Below are 15,463 nucleotides of genomic sequence, written 5' to 3' on the forward strand. Positions count from 1 at the left end.
GCTGCTGCGCGCGGCCGGTTTGACCTAGTCCACGGCAGCGACCGCGGCCGGTCCATGCGGCGCCGCAACCTCGACGGCACAGGACAGGTCGATGTTCATCGAAAAGGCAATTGCGCCTTCCTCCACCACGACCTGCGGATCTGGCGCAATTGCGCCGGCCTCGTCCAGCGCCCTGCGGTAGTCGGCTTTCAGCAACTCCAGATCCGCGAAGTGCGGAAAATCGTAGAAAGTCAGCTCCGAGGGTCGAAGCTTGAGCGTGCGCGCCAGCAATCGCTGCAGGATCTGCCCCCCGCTGAGGTCCCCGAGATAGCGGGTATAGGCATGGGCGATCAGTCGCATGCCGTCGCCGTCGGCCGCATGAGCAACGCGTTCGGCATAGATCTCTCCGGCAGCAAGCAGCGGAACGTCCTCGATCCATCGTTCGCCGCACAGAGTGGCAAGGTCGGATTCGATCGCGTGTGCGCGCGCAAGCCGGAAGGATGAGAGCAATTCGATGCCGGGTGAACCGCTATGGCGTTCGAGGCCATGCTCCATCGCCCGGTAGGCGGGAAGCAGATTGCGCAGCAACAGGATATAGCCTGTGCGGCTCGCTTCGCCCCGCAGCAGACTGCGAATGATGCCGGTCCGTTCGGCTTCCGCATGCAGCGCCTTGGTGCGGAAATAGAGCGCGGTCACGACGCTGGGCGGAGAGGGACTATCCGCCGTCGCAGCCGTCATTTCCGTCGTCTCCGCGATCGCATTTGAGGGGAAGCTTCGTCGCGTCAATCTGCGCCGCCCGTGTGAACCGAGGCCGGTCACTTCCGCCCCTTCATCTGCTCGATGAGGCCATGCGCCTGCTGAGGCGCGGTGATCGCATCTATCGACATCATATCGGCTCCCATCGAAGCCACAAGGCCGGGCTGTGCGATCACCATCGGGCCGCCAAGAATGATGCCGACCTGCCTGTTGCGCGAGTCACGCCTGATGTCCTGGATGTCTTTTTTCAGCTCGTCGAGCCGCCGATCGCTGCTTATGGAGAAGCCGACGATATCGAACCAGTGATTATGCACCAGGGATGTCAGCTCTCGGTGCGACGAGAACGGCCCGGTACAGAGATTCCAGCCGGCGCGGCGGAAAAACTCGGCCACCATGGATAGTCCAAAGCTGTGCTGGTCACCCGGAATGATCGTCAGCAGTGCCGATTCGCCGCTATGGGTGCCGCTGGCTTCCTGCACGAAGCTGTCGCCGAGGCGGTGCATGATGAGCTGCAATCGCCCGACGCCGAGCGTCACGCTGGCAAAATCGGTCGTGTCCGATTCCCACTGCGCTCCAAGCTGCCGCGCTGCGGGCGCCAGCAGATCGAGAAAGATCGATTCGACCGAGGTGCCTTTCGCCTGGAGATCCACGACATAGGCGAACGCCGCCCTGTCATCGGCGCCAAGCGCCAGCGCGACGAACATCTCCACTTCGGTCGGTGTGCTCGGCTCTGCGGTCTCCGCGAGCCTTGCAACCGGTGTGCTGCGTAACGCCAGCACGATCTTGGGAATGATCTGCGTCTTGATGGTCCTGACCACCGCGACCGGTTGCAGCGTCGGCCGAAAGCGCCAGATCGGCGTCGGGATTCGCTGTCTCAGCGATTTGGGACGTGGCGCCGACGCGGTGTCGGTGGCGCTACCGGCTGAGAAGGATTGCTCGTTCACATCGGTCATATCTCACTCCCCCCAACATTAAGTCCTCTAGTCCAAAAACCGTCAAGTTCAATTTACGTATGATTTAGTTGACAGTTCTTGAAGCGAGGTTTAGCCTTCTTTCCAACAAGACCGCACTTAGGGAGTGGCGCGGTGCAGCTTCGAGCGGCTAGGAACGGCGATTTTCCCGAACACGGCGACCCTTCGCCGGTAGCTGCTCGATTTCCCCAGTCGATATCGCATCACCGTGACGTTGGGCTGTCAAACAATCTTTACAGTTTGGTCAATGAATACGTCGCTGCGCCTGCGAATGGAATTTCTCAGATGGGTGATGTCGCAGCGCGAGCCCGTTCGACGGCGCAATCACTTAAGACCCTGTACACCCCCGAGCAGCGCCTTCGCCGCGATGCAACAAGGTGGACGCTGGTTCAGGGCATCCTCGCGCCAATTCAGTTCGCCGTTTTTCTGATCAGCCTGGCGCTGGTGGTCCGTTATCTCTTCAACGGCGAAGGCTTTGCCGTCGCGACGGCGTCTGTCGTCCTCAAGACGCTCGTGCTTTACGCGATCATGATCACCGGTTCGATCTGGGAACGGGAAGTCTTCGGCTGCTATCTGTTTGCGCCAGCCTTCTTCTGGGAAGACGTCTTCAGCTTCCTCGTGCTGGCGCTGCATACCGGCTACCTCATCGCGTTGTTCGCCGGGATCGGCGACCCGCGCGAGCAGATGCTGCTGGCGCTGGCGGCTTACGCGTCATACTTCGTCAATGCCACGCAGTTCTTGTTGAAGCTGCGCGCCGCGCGGCGTGACGAGCGCCTTGCATCATCGGCAGCTCCCTCCGTTTCCAGGAGCCGGTCATGAATGCGCATGTGCAGGGATGTCCGGTCGCAGCCGATGTCGCGCCGAGGCTGGTTCGCCGCGAGAGCGGCCAGCGCGAGGTTTTCTGCGGGCTGACCGGAATCGTCTGGCTGCACCGGAAGATCCAGGACGCCTTCTTTCTGGTGGTGGGCTCGCGCACCTGCGCGCATCTCATTCAGTCCGCCGCCGGCGTGATGATCTTCGCCGAGCCGCGATTTGCGACTGCGATCATGGAAGAGAAGGACCTCGCCGGGCTCACCGATGCCAATGACGAATTGGACCGCATCGTGGCTCAACTGATCGCGCGGCGGCCGGACATCCGGCTGTTGTTTCTCGTCGGCTCCTGTCCGTCCGAGGTCATCAAGCTCGATTTGTCGCGCGCCGCATTGCGGCTGTCCCGGAAGTTTTCGCCTGCGGTCCGCATCCTCAATTACTCAGGCAGTGGAATCGAGACAACATTCACGCAAGGCGAGGATGCCTGTCTCGCCTCGCTCGTCCCCGCGGCCCCCCCGAACGGGACGAGCGAGGACCAATTGCTGATCGTGGGCTCCCTGGCCGACGTCGTCGAGGACCAGTTCATCCGCCTGTTCGACGCATTCGGCATCGGCACAGTCCAGTTTCTGCCGCCACGAAACTCCGCGGCCCTTCCAGATATAGGACCGAATACCAAGTTTCTCCTGGCTCAGCCGTTCCTCGCCGACACGGCGCGCGCGCTGGAAGATCGCGGCGCGGTGAGGTTGGCCGCGCCGTTCCCGCTGGGCGTCGAGGGTACGACGGCGTGGCTGCGTGCAGCGGCCGATGCGTTCGATGTCGCGCCAGCGCTGTTCGAGGCGGTCACTGAGCCCCATCGTATCAGGTCGGAGCGGGCGCTGCTTCGCTATCGCGATCGACTCGGCGGTCGGCGCATATTTCTGTTTCCGGATTCCCAGCTCGAAATTCCCCTGGCGAGGTTCCTGTCGCGCGAATTGTCGATGCAACTGGTCGAGGTCGGGACACCCTATCTGCACCGCGAGCATCTCGCCGAAGAGCTCAGGATGCTGCCGGATGATGTCGTGCTGTTGGAAGGGCAGGACGTCGATTTGCAACTCGATCGCTGCCGGATGGCGCGACCAGATCTCGTGGTCTGCGGGCTAGGACTTGCCAATCCCCTGGAAGCGGAAGGCATCACCACGAAATGGTCGATCGAGCTCGTGTTCACGCCCATCCAGGGCTACGAGCAAGCGGCCGATCTTGCCGAACTGTTTGCGCGCCCTCTGGTGCGCCGCGCCAAACTGGTGGCCTGATCATGCAGCTCACGGTGTGGACATATGAAGGACCTCCCCACGTCGGCGCAATGCGCGTCGCGACGGGGATGGAAGGCCTGCACTATGTACTTCACGCGCCGCAGGGCGATACCTATGCGGATCTGCTGTTCACGATGATCGAACGCCGTGACCGGCGGCCGCCCGTCACCTACACGACGTTCTCCGCGCGGGATCTCGGCGGTGACACCGCCGAACTGTTCAAGACCGCGACCCAGAATGCTTACGATCGTTTCCAGCCACAGGCGATGCTGGTCGGCGCCTCCTGCACCGGGTCGCTTATCCAGGACGACCCCGGCGGTCTGGCGCGTGCGCTCGATCTCCCGATTCCGGTCGTGGACGTCGATCTGCCGGCCTATCAACGCAAGGAGAATTGGGGCGCGGCCGAGACGTTCTATCAATTGGTTCGCGCGCTCGCCGGGCCGTCAGCGCCGGCGCCGGGAACGCCGCGTCCGCAGCGTGCTGCCGGAGTCCGGGCTCGCTGCAATCTGCTCGGCCCGACCGCTCTCGGCTTCCGCCATCGCGACGATGTCGTCGAGATCGCGTCTCTGCTGGCAAAGCTTGGCATCGACGTGCACGTCACCGCGCCGATGGGGGCGACGCCGGTCGATATCGCGAGATTGGGAGACGCCGATTTCAACGTCGTGCTGTATCCCGAAATCGCGGGGCAGGCTGCATCATGGCTGCTACGGACGTTTGGCCAACCCTTCACCAAGACCATTCCAATCGGCGTCTCGGCCACGCGCGAGTTCGTCGAAGAGGTCGCAGAGCTCGCTGGTGTGGATGCTTCGGCGACGCTGGCTTCGGCCTCCACACGGTTGCCGTGGTACTCGCGTTCGGTCGATTCGACCTATCTTACCGGCAAGCGTGTCTTCATCTTCGGCGACGCCACCCATGCCATTGCCGCCGCACGCATTGCATCCGACGAGCTGGGCTTCAGAGTCGTGGGCCTCGGCACTTACAGCCGCGAGTTCGGCCGCGAGATCCGCGAGGCGGCGAAGCGCTATGACGTCGAGCCGCTGATCACCGACGATTATCTGGAAGTCGAAGCCAGGGTCGCCGAACTGCAACCCGAGCTGGTGCTGGGGACGCAGATGGAGCGTCATATTGCCAAACGCCTCGGCGTTCCCTGCGCCGTGATCTCGGCGCCTGTGCACGTGCAGGATTTTCCCGCGCGCTACGCGCCGCAGATGGGGTTCGAGGGCGCCAACGTCATCTTCGACACCTGGGTGCATCCGCTGATGATGGGCCTCGAAGAGCACCTGCTGGCGATGTTCAAGAATGATATCGAATTCAAGGATGGCGCTTTGCCGTCGCATTTGGGAGCCGGCCATCAGGCGACCGATGCCGCAAAGTCGGTTCAGCCCGTGGAGCCGGCCCCGGCAGCGACGTTGGCCAGCGCGACCTGGTCGGCCGATGCCGAGAAAGAGCTCTACAAGATTCCGTTCTTCGTTCGCGGCAAGGCGCGCCGCAACACCGAACGTTTCGCCAATGAAAACGGCGTTGCCACCATAACCATTGAGACGCTCTACGATGCCAAAGCGCATTACGCCCGCTGACGCGACGCCTCTGAGGGTCGTCGTCGTGACCATGGACAGTCATCTGTCCGGCGCGGCCGCGCGGGCCGAGAGGCTGTTGAGGGGACATTTTCCCGGGTTGACGCTCGCGGTGCATTCCGCGGACGAATGGGGCACTGATGATGCAGCGCTCGATCGTTGCAAGGCCGACATCGCCCGCGGCGACATCGTGATCGCCACCATGCTGTTTCTCGACGACCATGTTCGCCTCGTGATGCCAGCACTCGTTGCCCGGCGCAATGATTGCGACGCCATGATCTGCTGCATGTCGGCGGCCGAGATCGTCAAGCTGACGCGTGTCGGCAAGTTCGACATGAGCGGCGAGGCGCTCGGCGCCATCGCATGGCTCAAGAAGTTGCGCGGCAATCGCAAGGGAACGAGCCCGGGTGGCAAGGGCGAGATGAAGATGCTGCGGCAGCTGCCCAAGTTGCTTCGCTTCATTCCCGGCACCGCTCAGGACATGCGCGCCTATTTCCTGACGCTGCAATACTGGCTGGCCGGCTCCGAGCAGAACATCGCCAACATGATCCGCCTGTTGGTCGACCGTTACGCCGACGGTCCGCGCCGCGGCCTGCGCGGCATCGTCAAGGCCGAGGCGCCGGTGGACTATGACGATATCGGCGTCTACCACCCGCGCCTCAAAGGACGCATCGCGGATACGGCAGATCGTCTGCCTGTCCCGGCCGGCGAGCGCGGTACCGTCGGCCTCCTTCTGTTGCGCTCCTATCTGCTCGCCGGAAATGCCGGTCACTATGACGGTGTGATTGCCGCATTCGAGGCGAGAGGCTTGCGCGTGATCCCAGCCTTCGCGAGCGGTCTCGATCAAAGGCCGGCGATTGAGCGCTTCTTCATGAAGGACGGAAGCTGCATCGTCGATGCCGTGGTCTCGCTGACCGGTTTCTCGCTGGTCGGTGGTCCCGCCTACAACGACTCCCGGGCGGCCGAAGACGTTCTCGCCCAGCTCGACGTACCCTATCTGTCGGCGCATCCCGTCGAATTCCAGACGCTCGAGCAATGGGGGGCTTCGGATCGCGGTCTGATGCCGGTGGAGAGCACCATCATGGTGGCGATCCCCGAGCTCGACGGTGCGGCGGGGCCGATGGTCTATGGCGGCCGCTCCGACGGGGCAGGCGCTCCCTGCACCGGCTGCGAGCGTGCCTGCATTTTCGCATCGGCCGAGACCGGCGGCGAAATGCATGTCTGCAGCGAGCGTGCCGACATGCTGGCGGCACGCACGGCCCGCCTGGTCGCGACGCGCCGTTCGGAGCGCCGGGATCGCAGGGTTGCGATCGTCCTGTTCAACTTCCCGCCGAATGCCGGCAACACCGGCACCGCGGCGTTCCTGTCGGTATTCGAATCCTTGCATCGCACGCTCTCTGCAATGAAGCGTGAGGGCTATCAGGTCGACGTGCCCGAAAGCGCCGACGCTTTGCGTGAGCGTATCGTGGTTGGCAATGCCGCCCGCTTCGGCGCGGATGCCAACGTTCACGCCAGAGTTCCGGCTGGTGATCATGTTCGGAATGAAAAATGGTTGCGCCAGATCGAGGCGCAATGGGGGCCGGCGCCGGGCAAGCAGCAGAGCGATGGCAGCTCTATCATGGTGCTCGGGGAGCGCTTCGGGAACGTTTTCGTCGGGATCCAGCCGGCATTTGGATATGAGGGCGATCCGATGCGGCTCTTGTTCGAGAAGGGATTTGCGCCGACGCATGCCTTCTCGGCCTTCTATCGCTGGCTGCGCGAGGATTTCGGCGCCGGCGCGGTGCTGCATTTCGGAACCCACGGCGCGCTGGAATTCATGCCGGGCAAGCAGGCCGGTCTCTCCGGCGCATGCTGGCCCGACCGCATGATCGGCGATCTGCCGAATCTATATCTCTATGCCTCGAACAACCCGTCCGAAGGGACGATCGCCAAGCGCCGTTCGGCCGCGACGCTGATCAGCTATCTGACGCCTCCGGTCGCCCATGCTGGACTCTACAAGGCCCTGGTTGAGCTGAAGGCCTCGATCGAGCGCTGGCGGGGACTTGCTCCGCACGACGATGCGGAACGCGGAGATCTCGCGACGTTGATACAGGCCCAGGCCAGTGCTCTCGAACTGACCGAGGCCTCTCCCGCCTGGATGGATCCGGCCGCAACGGTCGGCAAATTGTCGGAAGCCGTGCTCGAGCTCGAATACACCCTGATCCCGCATGGCCTGCATGTCGTTGGTGAGACACCATCGGTCGAACAGCGTGTCGAGATGATTCAGGCGGTCGCGGATGCCTCGCATGATGTGCGTCCTGACAAATCGATCCTCGAGGCGCTGGTCGCGGGTGAGGCGCCCGAAGCATTGGCCAAGAGGGATGACGCCGCGCTGGCGCTCTACAAGGAATTGGCTGGCATCGATCGCATCCTCCAACAGGATCACGAACTGCCCGCGATCCTGCATGCGCTGGATGGCAAGTTTGTTCGCCCGGCACCGGGCGGCGATCTCCTGCGCACGCCGGCCATCCTGCCGACCGGGCGCAATCTCCATGGCTTCGATCCGTTCCGTATTCCCAGCGCCTTTGCGGTGCAGGACGGCGCGAGCCAGGCGCAGCGGCTGATCGACAAGCACGTCGGTGAAGGACACGGCATCCCCGAATCCGTAGCGATCGTGCTGTGGGGTACCGACAATCTCAAGAACGAGGGCGCGCCGATCGGGCAGGCGCTGGCCTTGCTCGGAGCAAAGCCGCGCTTCGACGGCTATGGCCGACTGACGGGTGCGGAATTGATTCCGCTCGATCAACTCAACCGGCCGCGGATCGACGTCATCGTCACCATGTCAGGCATCTTCCGCGACCTGCTGCCGCTGCAGATCAAGCTGCTGGCCGAAGCCTGCTTCCTGGCCGCATCCGCCGATGAGCCGGTCGAACGGAATTTCGTCCGCAAGCACGCGCTGGCGTTCCAAGCTGCGAATGATTGCGATCTGGAAACGGCCTCCTTGCGGGTGTTCGGCAATGCCGACGGCGCTTATGGCTCGAACGTCAACCACCTGGTCGAGAACGGCCGGTGGGACAACGAGGACGAACTGGCCGAGACCTATACACGCCGCAAGAGTTTTGCCTACGGCCTCAAAGGGCAGCCGATGCAGCAGACGGCTCTGTTGCAGAACGCACTCGCTACCGTCGATCTCGCGTACCAGAACCTCGACTCGGTCGAGCTCGGCGTGACCACCGTGGATCATTATTTCGACACGTTGGGCGGCGTCAGCCGCGCCGTGCGAATGGCGAAGGGCGGCCAGTCGGCGCCGGTCTATATCGGCGATCAGACTCGCGGCACGGGCACGGTCCGGACGCTGTCGGAGCAGGTCGCGCTGGAAACCCGGACCCGGATGCTCAATCCGAAATGGTACGAGGGCATGCTCAAGCACGGCTACGAGGGCGTCCGCCAGATCGAAGAGCACGTTACCAACACCATGGGCTGGTCGGCGACGACTGGCGAGGTTGCACCGTGGGTCTACCGGCAGCTCACAGAGACTTTCATGCTCGATCCCGAAATGCGCGAGCGCCTGGCCTCGCTCAATCCCGTTGCTTCCGCGAAGGTCGCGAACCGGTTGATCGAGGCGCACGAGCGCAAATACTGGTCACCGGATCCCGAGATGCTCGATGTCCTGCGCCGGGCAGGCGAAGAACTCGAAGACCGCCTCGAAGGCGTGGGAGTTGCCGCATGAATATCCAAACCAAACCATCGTCGCTCAAGAGCCCGTCCTGCTGCGGCGACGGCGAGGGCAGCGTACAGGTCCAGCTCGATCCCAGGCTCAAGATCGGCACTGCAAAGGTGTTCTCGGTCTACGGCAAGGGCGGCATCGGCAAGAGCACGACATCGTCGAACCTGTCGGTTGCGTTTTCCAGGCTCGGCAAGCGAGTGCTCCAGATCGGTTGCGATCCCAAGCACGATTCGACCTTCACGTTGACCAAGCGACTGGTCCCGACCGTGATCGACGTGCTGGAATCCGTGAACTTCCACGCCGAAGAACTCCGCCCCGAGGATTTCGTGTTCGAAGGCTACAACGGCGTGATGTGTCTTGAGGCCGGCGGACCTCCGGCCGGCACCGGTTGTGGCGGCTATGTCGTGGGCCAGACCGTGAAGCTCCTGAAGGAGCACCATCTGCTCGAGGACACCGACGTCGTGATCTTCGACGTGCTCGGCGATGTCGTTTGCGGCGGCTTTGCCGCGCCACTGCAACACTCCGACCGAGCGCTGATTGTGGCGGCGAACGATTTCGACTCGATCTTCGCCATGAACCGAATCGTGGCCGCGATCGAGGCCAAATCGAAAAATTATGGCGTCCGACTCGGCGGCGTCATCGCCAACCGCAGCAAGGATACCGACCAGATCGACCGCTACAGCGAACAGGCTGGCCTAAAGCGGGTGGCGCATTTCCCGGATCTCGACGTCATCCGCAAGAGCCGCCTGAAGAAATCGACGCTGTTCGAAATGGACGAGACGCCGGAACTGAAGGCCGTGACCGACGAATACATGCGGCTTGCCGCCGAGCTCTGGGCCGGAACGATCGAGCCACTGCCGGGAAAATCGCTCAAGGACCGTGAGATCTTCGACCTGTTGGGGTTCGACTAATGTCCATCGCAACCTATCTCGAACGGCGTGGCGAGCTTCAGACCTATTTCGACCGGACCGCGGTCGATGCCTGGGCAAAACTGACGTCGGATGCTCCCGTCGGTCGCATCAGGGCCACCGTCCGCGCCGGCCGGGACGAGATGCGCAACACGCTGCTGGGGTGGCTGCCCCAGAACATGAGCGGCGCGCGATTGCTCGACGCCGGTTGCGGGACCGGTGCGTTGTCGATCGAAGCCGCGCGGCGCGGCGCCCGCGTGGTCGCGATCGATCTGTCGCCGACGCTGGTGTCCGTGGCGCGCGAGCGGCTGCCTTCGGACCTCGATTCCTCAACCATCGAATTCCGGTCCGGCGACATGCTCGACCCGAAGCTCGGCAGGTTCGATTTCGTGGTCGCGATGGACTCGCTGATCCATTATCGCCCGGCTGATACCTGCCGGGTCATGGCAGGGTTGGCGGAGCGGACTGCCGAGGCTCTGTTGGTGACATTCGCTCCGAAAACACCGGCGTTGGCCGTAATGCATGCCGTTGGTCGGCTTTTCCCGCGCGGCGATCGCGCACCGGCCATCGAACCGGTAGGCGAGCAGAAGTTGCGCCGGCTGCTGATGTCGGAGGAAGGCCTCGAGCGCTGGCAGCTCGGTCGCAGCCATCGCGTCGCCAGCGGATTCTACAAGTCGCAGGCCTTGGAGATGATCCCCCGATGACCCGGATATCGTCGACATTGGCCAAGGGCTGGATGCGGCTTGGGACCCGCTTCCTTCCCTTTGCCGACGCGGCCACGACGGAGCTGCCGCTAGGACGGCTTCTGCGTCTGTCGCTGTTCCAGGTGTCGACCGGTATCTCGATCGTGCTGCTGAACGGCACGCTCAACCGCGTCATGATCGTCGAGCTCGGCGTCTCCACGCTGCTGGTCTCGCTGATGGTGTCGATACCGCTGGTGTTCGCGCCGTTCCGCGTTCTGATCGGCTTCAAGTCCGACAATCATCGCTCGGTGCTTGGCTGGCGCAGGGTGCCCTATATCTGGATGGGGACGCTGATCCAGTTCGGCGGCTTCGCCATCCTGCCGTTTGCGTTGCTGGTGCTGTCAGGCACCGGCGAGTATCCCGCGGTTTACGGACAATTCGGCGCGGCGCTCGCCTTCCTGCTGGTCGGCGCCGGCATGCACACGGCCCAGACGGCCGGCCTCGCGCTCGCCACCGATCTTGCGCCGGCTGATGCGCGGCCGCGCGTGGTGGCCTTCCTCTATGTGATGCTGCTGTTCGGGATGGTCGGCAGCGCGTTGATCTTCAGCGAACTCTTGCGCAACTTCAACGAGATCCGCCTGATCCAGGTGATCCAGGGCGTTGCCGTCACGCAATTGCTGCTCAACATCGCCGCTCTGTGGAAGCAGGAAGCGCGCAATCCGGCGCTGACGTCGGCTGCGCGCGAGCGGCCCGAATTCCAGCGCTCCTGGGCCAGGTTTCGCAACGCCGGCGGCTCGGTCCGGGTTCTTGTCGCGTTAGCGCTCGGCACCTCGGCATTCTCGATGCAGGACATTCTGCTCGAGCCCTACGGCGCCGAAATCCTCAAACTGACCGTGGGGCAGACCACGGCGCTCACGGCGTTTTTCGCGCTCGGCACGCTGGCCGGATTTGGCCTTGCCGCAAGGACGCTGGGACGCAACGCCGATCCCTATCGCATCGCCGGCTTCGGTGCAGTGGCAGGCGTGTTCGCGTTTGCCGCGGTGATCTTCGCCGCGCCGTTGGGATCGGTGCTGCTGTTTCGGATCGGCACCGCGCTGATCGGTTTCGGCGGCGGGCTGTTTGCCGCGGGAACGTTGACCGCTGCGATGGCGCTGGCGCGTGACGGCGAAAGCGGGTTGGCGCTGGGCACTTGGGGCGCCGTGCAGGCGACCGCGGCCGGTGGCGGCATCGCGCTTGGCGGCGGCATTCGCGATGCCGTGACGTCGCTGGCGTCGAGCGGCTCGCTCGGCCGCGCGCTGACGGGTCCGTCGACGGGATACAGCGTCGTCTACCACATCGAAATTGCGTTGTTGTTCGCCACTCTGGTTGCGATTGGTCCGCTCGTGCGCACGGCACGGACGAGCTTCCCGCAGCCATCCACGAAGTTCGGCCTGGCGGAATTCCCAGGCTAGTCAACGAGAGGGAGGTCGCCCATGCAGCCCGACGCGTATATGGACCTGGCACAGGTCACGCTTTACGTTTTCTGGATCTTCTTCGCTGGCCTGATCTTCTATCTTCGCCGCGAAGACAAGCGCGAAGGTTATCCGCTCGAGTCGACGGGGATCAACGGCGGGGTCGCGCATGGGTTTCCGCGCATGCCCGATCCCAAGACCTATCTCTTGCGGGACGGGCACGTCGCGATGCTCCCGAACCACAAGAACGATCGCCCCGACGTTGCGTTGGCGCCGATCGCAGTTTGGCCGGGCGCTCCGGCGGAGCCAACCGGCAATCCGATGCTCGATGGTGTCGGGCCCGGGTCCTATGCCAATCGCGAAGACGTTCCCGAACTGACGATGGAAAACATCCCCTGCATCGTTCCGCTGCGCGTTGCCGAAGGCACCTATCTCGAAGCGCGCGATCCCGATCCGCGCGGCATGCGTGTGAACGGCGCGGACAGTGAACCCGGCGGCGTCGTCACGGACGTCTGGGTCGACCGGGCCGAGGCGCTGATCCGATATCTCGAAGTCGAGGTCCCCATCATCGGCGGCACGCGGCGTGTGTTGCTGCCGCTGCCGTTTGCCAAGATCGACGGCCGCCGCCGCCGGGTCTGGGTCGATGCCATCCTCGGCAGCCAGTTCGCCGACGTGCCGGCGACGAAGAGTCCGGATCAGGTGACCAAGCTCGAGGAAGATCGCATCGTCGGATATTTCGGCGCGGGCACGCTCTACGCCACGCCGGCGCGTCAGGAGCCGCTGCTGTGAAACAGGATCATCAGCAGTTCATGGATTCGCAGTTCAAGGAGCTGCCAGCGCCCTTGCCGGCAGGCGAGCGCGTGATCTGGCAGGGCAAGCCCGGTTTCAAAGGGCTGGCTCTGCGCTCGTTCCACATTCGCGAGGTCTCGATCTATTTCGGCGCCCTGCTGGCGTGGCGGCTGTGGTCGAACTGGTCGCATGGCATTCAAGGACGCGACGCTGTCATTTCGGCGCTGTGGCTGATCGCTCCGGCGATCAGCGCCATCGTCGTACTGGCCGGCCTCGCGTGGCTGTTCCGCCGCGCGGCCTGCTACACGCTCACCAGCAAGCGGGTCCTGTTCCAGTTCGGCGTCGCGCTGCCGATGACGATGAACATTCCGCTGACAAAGATCACCAACGCCGCGCTGAAGATCCACCGCGACGGTTCCGGCGACATCCCGCTTGGAGTCTCGGACGGCAAACGCGTGTCGTATCTGCTGCTGTGGCCGCACATCAGGCCCTGGCGGCTGCGCGCGCCGGAGCCGATGCTGTGTGCGTTGCCGGACGCCGCGATCGTCGCGGCCCGGCTTTCGGAGGCGTTGGGAGGGCAGCCCGCTCCGACGGCGGTCGCGCTCTCGGCATCCGCCAATCGCAACCAGGTCTCGGGCGTCACGGCCAATTCGCCGTCGACCGCGGCTGCCTGAACGGAGAGAACTCATGAGCCATGCCATCCAGGAGCCTGTGGTCCCCAAAGGCGGCATCATCGCGGCCGCGGCGCTCGTCCTGTTTTCGCTCGCGACGGTGACGACGGTTCGACTGACGGGGACGGGCGGCGTCCACATGACGCTGCCGGCCGTCGTCGAAAGCCGCGAATTCCAGTTTGCGGACGGCCAAAACGGTGCGGTGCTGGTGTACGACGCTCGCGATCGTCAATTGGTGGATACACTGGCGCCCGGCAGCAATGGATTCATTCGCGTCGTGCTGCGCGGGCTCGCGCGGGAACGCAAGCTCGGCGACATCGGGCAACAGCCGCCGTTTCGCCTGACCCGTTTCGTCAATGGCCAGATCACGCTGACGGACACCTCGACCGGCAAGCAGATCGATCTCGACGCCTTCGGATCGGCCAATACCGACGCCTTTGCGCGGCTGATGAAATTGAAAGGGGGCGGATCATGAAGATGCTCTGGACGACCTCTCGCAAGACGTTCGACGTGCCCTGCACGATCGAGATCGAGCAGACGTCGGAGACGTTGCACGCCCATGTGGTGCTCGACGGCGACATCGCGATCGAGCCCGGCGACGAGGTGAGGGTTCATGACGCGCCGACCGGCGTCGCCTTCGGCGAGCGCCTGGTCGTGCGGAGAACCGCGACCGTGGTCCGTGCCGGTCCGCTCGACCGGCTGCGGGCGCGGATCGAAGGATATCTGGAATTGACCGAACTTTACGAAGTCAGTTTCTCGGACGGGAGAGCATCATGATCACCATGGAAGGCGGAAGCCAGGGAAATCTGCAGGTGCGGCGCCCAGTCAAGGGCAGCAACGAAAGCCTGGACAAGGCGCGCGAAGACACCATCCTCAGCCCGCGCTTCTACACGACCGACTATGAGGCGATGGACCGGCTCGACGTCAGCCTGGTGCGGTCCGAATGGAACGCGGTCATGAAGGAGCTGCGCGCCGACCACAACAAGGCGCATTTCGTCAAGACCGACGAGTTCAAGAACGACCTGGAGTCGCTGCCGCCCGAGCTGCGCAAGGAGTTCAAGGATTTCCTGGTCTCCTCGCTCACGGCCGAGTTCTCCGGCTGCGTCCTCTACGCGGAGATCAAGAAGCGGATCAAGAACAAGGAGATCCAGGAGCTGTTCGCCTTCATGAGCCGGGACGAGGCCCGCCATGCCGGCTTCATCAACGAAATCCTGAAGGACCACGGCATCGGGGTGGATCTGAGCTTCCTCACCAAGGTTAAGAAGTACACCTATTTCCGTCCGAAGTTCATCTTCTACGCGACCTACCTCTCCGAGAAGATCGGCTACGCCCGTTACATCACGATCTACCGGCAGATGGAGCGTCATCCCGAGCGCCAGTTCCATCCGATCTTCCGCTGGTTCGAACTGTGGTGCAACGACGAGTTTCGCCACGGCGAAGCGTTCGCACTGTTGATGCGCGCCGATCCGTCGCTGCTGCGCGGCTTCAACAAGCTCTGGATCCGGTTCTTCCTGCTCGCCGTGTTCGCCACCATGTACGTGCGCGATCACATGCGCCCGGCCTTCCACGAGGCGCTCGGCATGCACCCGACGGAGTACGACATGCGGGTGTTCCGCATCACCTCCGAGATTTCCAAGCAGGTGTTTCCGGTTACGCTGGATATCGAGAATCCGCGCTTCCTCGCCGGTCTCGAGCGCCTGCGGCTGATTTCTGAAGCGATTGCGGATGCGCGCGAGCAGGGCGGCTTACTGGCAAGAGTGAAGCGCGCAGGCCTTGCGGCGCAGGCTGCACTGACGTTCGCAAAGCTGTTCCTGCTACCGGTGAAGCGGAACACGCTGCCACGCGAAATCTGCCTGCAACCGGCTTGGTGAGGAGA

The 15,463-nt window shown here is 63.6% G+C and carries 14 protein-coding genes; 12 read left to right on the plus strand and 2 right to left on the minus strand.

The window, feature by feature from the left end; all coding sequences use genetic code 11:
• Positions 1-24: 24 nt before the first annotated feature.
• Positions 25-717: a biliverdin-producing heme oxygenase gene (locus AX729_RS18470; RefSeq protein ID WP_061025539.1), complete on the minus strand. Its 693-nt coding sequence runs from the start codon at positions 715-717 to the stop codon at positions 25-27.
• 77 nt (positions 718-794) lie between these two features.
• Positions 795-1,439 (minus strand): cobalamin B12-binding domain-containing protein, encoded by a 645-nt coding sequence (locus tag AX729_RS18475; protein ID WP_245325257.1) that lies wholly within the window; start codon positions 1,437-1,439, stop codon positions 795-797.
• A gap of 486 nt (positions 1,440-1,925) precedes the next feature.
• Here AX729_RS18475 and bchF point away from each other — a divergent pair, with 486 nt between their 5' ends.
• Genes bchF through acsF form a run of 12 tightly spaced genes read left to right on the plus strand, consistent with a single transcriptional unit; the run spans position 1,926 to position 15,458 of the window.
• The gene (gene bchF / locus AX729_RS18480; RefSeq protein WP_082770476.1) at positions 1,926-2,525 is read left to right on the plus strand and encodes a 2-vinyl bacteriochlorophyllide hydratase; all 600 of its coding nucleotides are present in this window, start codon (positions 1,926-1,928) and stop codon (positions 2,523-2,525) included.
• Positions 2,522-3,805 carry a ferredoxin:protochlorophyllide reductase (ATP-dependent) subunit N gene (locus AX729_RS18485; protein ID WP_061025542.1) on the plus strand — a complete coding sequence of 428 codons (1,284 nt, stop codon included), beginning with the start codon at positions 2,522-2,524 and terminating at the stop codon, positions 3,803-3,805. Before bchF ends, AX729_RS18485 begins: the two co-directional genes overlap by 4 nt.
• A gap of 2 nt (positions 3,806-3,807) precedes the next feature.
• Positions 3,808-5,382: a ferredoxin:protochlorophyllide reductase (ATP-dependent) subunit B gene (gene bchB, locus AX729_RS18490; RefSeq protein WP_061025543.1), complete on the plus strand. Its 1,575-nt coding sequence runs from the start codon at positions 3,808-3,810 to the stop codon at positions 5,380-5,382.
• Positions 5,357-9,088, plus strand: coding sequence for a magnesium chelatase subunit H (locus AX729_RS18495; RefSeq protein WP_061025544.1), 3,732 nt, complete (start codon positions 5,357-5,359; stop codon positions 9,086-9,088). The genes bchB and AX729_RS18495 overlap by 26 nt, the downstream gene beginning before the upstream one ends.
• Entirely contained in the window at positions 9,085-9,996 is a 912-nt protein-coding gene (gene bchL, locus AX729_RS18500; protein ID WP_061025545.1) for a ferredoxin:protochlorophyllide reductase (ATP-dependent) iron-sulfur ATP-binding protein, read from the plus strand. Before AX729_RS18495 ends, bchL begins: the two co-directional genes overlap by 4 nt.
• The gene (bchM, locus tag AX729_RS18505) at positions 9,996-10,697 is read left to right on the plus strand and encodes a magnesium protoporphyrin IX methyltransferase (protein ID WP_061025546.1); all 702 of its coding nucleotides are present in this window, start codon (positions 9,996-9,998) and stop codon (positions 10,695-10,697) included. Before bchL ends, bchM begins: the two co-directional genes overlap by 1 nt.
• A complete protein-coding gene (locus tag AX729_RS18510) occupies positions 10,694-12,127 on the plus strand; it encodes an MFS transporter (RefSeq protein WP_061025547.1) in 1,434 nt (477 codons plus the stop codon). The genes bchM and AX729_RS18510 overlap by 4 nt, the downstream gene beginning before the upstream one ends.
• 21 nt (positions 12,128-12,148) lie before the next feature.
• Positions 12,149-12,916 carry a photosynthetic reaction center subunit H gene (gene puhA / locus AX729_RS18515; RefSeq protein ID WP_061025549.1) on the plus strand — a complete coding sequence of 256 codons (768 nt, stop codon included), beginning with the start codon at positions 12,149-12,151 and terminating at the stop codon, positions 12,914-12,916.
• On the plus strand, positions 12,913-13,590 hold the full coding sequence (gene puhB, locus AX729_RS18520; RefSeq protein ID WP_245325260.1) for a photosynthetic complex putative assembly protein PuhB: 678 nt from the start codon (positions 12,913-12,915) through the stop codon (positions 13,588-13,590). The genes puhA and puhB overlap by 4 nt, the downstream gene beginning before the upstream one ends.
• A 13-nt stretch (positions 13,591-13,603) precedes the next feature.
• Positions 13,604-14,062: a photosynthetic complex assembly protein PuhC gene (puhC, locus tag AX729_RS18525; protein ID WP_061025553.1), complete on the plus strand. Its 459-nt coding sequence runs from the start codon at positions 13,604-13,606 to the stop codon at positions 14,060-14,062.
• Entirely contained in the window at positions 14,059-14,364 is a 306-nt protein-coding gene (locus AX729_RS18530) for an O2-dependent cyclase accessory protein (RefSeq protein ID WP_061025555.1), read from the plus strand. Before puhC ends, AX729_RS18530 begins: the two co-directional genes overlap by 4 nt.
• Positions 14,361-15,458, plus strand: coding sequence for a magnesium-protoporphyrin IX monomethyl ester (oxidative) cyclase (gene acsF / locus AX729_RS18535; protein ID WP_061025556.1), 1,098 nt, complete (start codon positions 14,361-14,363; stop codon positions 15,456-15,458). Before AX729_RS18530 ends, acsF begins: the two co-directional genes overlap by 4 nt.
• Positions 15,459-15,463: the final 5 nt, after the last annotated feature.

It is taken from the genome of Bradyrhizobium sp. CCH5-F6, assembly GCF_001556045.1.
GTDB lineage: Bacteria > Pseudomonadota > Alphaproteobacteria > Rhizobiales > Xanthobacteraceae > Bradyrhizobium.